The organism is Mesorhizobium sp. M0898 (assembly GCF_040319695.1).
Classification (GTDB): Bacteria; Pseudomonadota; Alphaproteobacteria; order Rhizobiales; family Rhizobiaceae; genus Mesorhizobium.
The window spans coordinates 1-713 of record NZ_JAMYOE010000150.1; the positions used below are offsets into that span (position 1 = coordinate 1).

Below are 713 nucleotides of genomic sequence, written 5' to 3' on the forward strand. Positions count from 1 at the left end.
TCCAAAACTTTTTGCAGAACCTTCAGCACATCTGTGGACGCCCCCGTGAGCGCAAGAAGAATCTTCGAAAGGCAGTATAGCGGCGCGTAGTCGGGTGCTGACATCTGTCCGGCCTCTGATGCGGCCTTCCATTTGCCGCCGGCCCGTATGGGAGTTCGCCGATCGGATCCATATCACTACCGCGCGCTCGAAGCGCTCTGTGCTGAACTGGTTTTTCCGATCCGTCTCTCATCGACTGTCGCGCCATACCTCTCCGTGTGACCTTCCTACACCTGCGACGACCTCAGACCGAGCTGCTATGCTGCCACGGCCGGAGCCCTGTAGGTCCCACCTCTTGCCATGAGCGCCCAGACGATGCGGGCCATCTTGTTGGCAAGAGCGACGACCACAAGCATTGGCGGCTTGCGGGCGAGCATGCGCCCAAGCCACGATCCTTCCCGAATGCCTCGCCGACGAGCATGACGCACGACAGCGCTCGCTCCGATGATAAGCAGGCGCCGCAATGTACGCTCGCCCATCTTCGATGTTGCACCGAGCTTCTGTTTACCGCCGGTTGAGCGTTGCAGCGGCGTCAGGCCCAGCCAAGCGGCGAAGTCGCGCCCCTTTCGGAAGATTGCGGCGCAAGGCGCCAGTGCAACCAGAGCCGTTGCCGTTATCGGACCAACGCCGGGGATTGTTGCCAACCGCCGCACGTCTTCATCCTCTCGGGCACG

General features: G+C 61.7%; 1 protein-coding gene. It reads right to left on the reverse strand.

What is annotated here, in order from left to right:
• Positions 1-296: 296 nt before the first annotated feature.
• Positions 297-713 (reverse strand): transposase (locus NKH90_RS34655; protein WP_352823826.1); only part of this gene is annotated, 417 nt, incomplete at its 5' end.